Origin of the sequence: Nakamurella sp. (assembly GCF_048594475.1) — a bacterium.
GTDB lineage: Bacteria > Actinomycetota > Actinomycetes > Mycobacteriales > Nakamurellaceae > Nakamurella.
In genome coordinates this window covers 1-2,399 of record NZ_JBMDXT010000456.1, presented here as the reverse complement: position 1 = coordinate 2,399, position 2,399 = coordinate 1, and the positions used below count along the sequence as shown (strand labels likewise).

Here is a 2,399-nt window from a genome sequence, read left to right as displayed (position 1 = left end):
CGGCGCGACCGACCTCGACCCCCGCCCCGGCCACCTGGGCATGGCCACCATGCACGGCCGGGCCGCCGCCGAGGACGGCCACCTCGACGTCACCACCGCCCCCGGCGAGGGCACCACCCTGACCCTCACCGTCCCCGTCGATCTCCCCCCGGTCGCGCAGTCGGGCCGGATCGAGGAGTCGTGAGCGCGATCGGGAGCAGACCGGGCCGGCCCCTCCACACCGTCGTGCTGTGCGACGACCGGGCCGAGATGCGGCGGTCCGTCCGGGCGGCGCTGACCACCCTGCCGGCGCTGGACGTGGTGGCCGAGGCCTGGGACGTGGCCAGCTGCGGCGAGGCCGTCCACGACCTGCGCCCCGATCTGGTCGTGCTGGACGTCAACATCCCCGGCGGCGGACCGGCGGCCGCCCGGCTGGTCAAGTCGATCCGCTGGGCCACCCTGATCGTCGCCTACTCCGGGCGCCACGAGGAGCACATCCGCGCGGAGATGCTGGGCGCGGGAGCCGGCGAGTACGTGCTCAAGACCGGCCGCGTCGGGCCCCTGCTGGCCGCGGTCACCCGCCTGACCTCGCCGCCGGCGCTCGCCTACCCGCCGTAGTCCGGGCCGTCCCGAGCTCCGGTCCCCGCGCCGTCCCGAAGGGCTGACGGCACCCGGACGGGGCGCGTCAAGGCAGCGCGCCGTGGCTGTCCGCAGTTCGAAAGCGCTTCAAGAGCAACGCCTTTCAACGAATGAGTGATCGCCCGGCACGGCCGGCAACCCGGTCGCCGGCCGTGTTAGGTTGAGCCGGCAGGGCGCCTCACCGACCCACCGTTCCTGACCATCCGCTCACCTCCCGGCCCGCCCCCGCGAGCGCGCCGCACGAGACTGACGGCCCTGACGTCCGCGCCTCGGGAGGCCCCGGAAGATGTCGATCACCGGTCCGCCCGTCGTGGGCGACAACGATGACGCACCACCGCTGGCCACCTCCTTCTGGTTGCCCATCCTGCTCGACGCCCTGCCCGGGACCAGCGCGTTGCTGTACGACCGCCGGCTGACCATCCTGGCCGGCGGCGGTTCGGCGTGGCGCAGCCTCCCCTCCCGTCACGGGTTCACGATCGGCCGCCGGCTCTCCGAAGCGATGCCGCCGGACGTCTGGACCGAGTTCAGCCGCCACTTCGGGGCGCCCTTCGAAGGCCGGACGGTCCAGTTCGACTATCACAGCGCGCGAACGGGAATCGAGTACGCGGTCAGCTGCCGGCCCGTCGACGACGGCACCGGCAGCGTCCGGGCCGGCCTGCTGGTCGGTCAGGAGCTCCGCGGCCCACAGCTGCCCGACGAGCTGGTCGAGGAGATCCGGCAGAGCGGCCGGATCGGCTGCGCGACCTACGACCGGACGACGGGCTGGACCGCGGACGCCGAACTGCTCGACCTGGTCGAGGTCGCCTCGGTCCGGGAGGTGCTGGCCGGCCTGACCACGCTCGTCGTCCCCGCCGACCGGGCCGCGGTCGGCGCCGCGATCCGGCAGGTGCTGAGCGGCGGCGGTCGGCGCACCCTGCGCTACCGGATCCGGCGTGCCCGCAGCGGCGACGTCCGGCACATCCTGGGCAGCATCATGGCCGTGGTCGACGGCCGCGGGCGGCTGGTCCGCGCCGCGCTGACCCACGTCGATCTCACCCTGGAGGTCGTCGAGGACGACCTCGCCGGCCAGGCGGCCCAGCACCGCATGCGGATGCTGCGCCGGCTGAGCGACCTGCTCACCCAACGGTTCCACGGGCGCCGGGCCCACATCCAGCAGATCGCCGCCCTGATGGCGTTGACCCTGGGCGCGGGCACGATGATCCGGGTCACCGCGGCGACCGAGGGTGTCCCCCCGCTCGACCTGACCGCCCGGAACGGTCCGGACACCCGGGTCACCGACGCGGTCCGCAGCACCATGGACGGGTGGTGGACGCCGCTGGGCGATGCCACCGATCCGGCCCTCGCCGCGGCCCGGCTGTACTCGAGCATCGACGATCCGGACTGGCGGGCGGCCTTCCGCCGCGAGTCCGGGGTCACCGTCGATCCCGCGGTGACGCAGTTCATCTCGGCCCCGATCCGGCACGACGGCGCCACTCTGGGGCTGGTGCACGCGTTCCGCACCGGCGACCGGCCCTTCGTCTCCGGCGACGACGACGTGCTGCAGGTGCTGGCGGACCGGATCGGATGGGTCCTGACCGAGCAGCGGACCGACGAGCTGCTCGAGCAGCGGGGCGATGAGAGCCGGCTCATGCGGGACCGGTTGGGCCGGCTGATGGCCGAGCAGCGCGAGCTGCTCGAGCAGCTGTCCACCGTCGAGGAACGCGAACGCCTGCTGCTGGCCGAGGCCATCCACGACGAGCCCCTGCAGCTGGTCGTCGCCGCCACCATGCGGCTGGACGCGC

At 74.1% G+C, this 2,399-nt stretch carries 2 protein-coding genes and 1 pseudogene; all 3 read left to right on the top strand.

Translation table 11 applies throughout. The annotated features are described in order from the left end of the window. Positions 1-184: pseudogene (locus ACOJUF_RS20450) on the top strand (hypothetical protein); the annotation flags it as partial. Further along, complete coding sequence (locus ACOJUF_RS20445) at positions 181-597, top strand: response regulator (protein ID WP_420123659.1); 417 nt, start codon at positions 181-183, stop codon at positions 595-597. The pseudogene ACOJUF_RS20450 and the gene ACOJUF_RS20445, both read left to right, overlap by 4 nt. 307 nt (positions 598-904) lie before the next feature. After that, the coding region (locus ACOJUF_RS20440) for a hypothetical protein (protein ID WP_420123658.1) at positions 905-2,399 on the top strand (1,495 nt) is incomplete at its 3' end.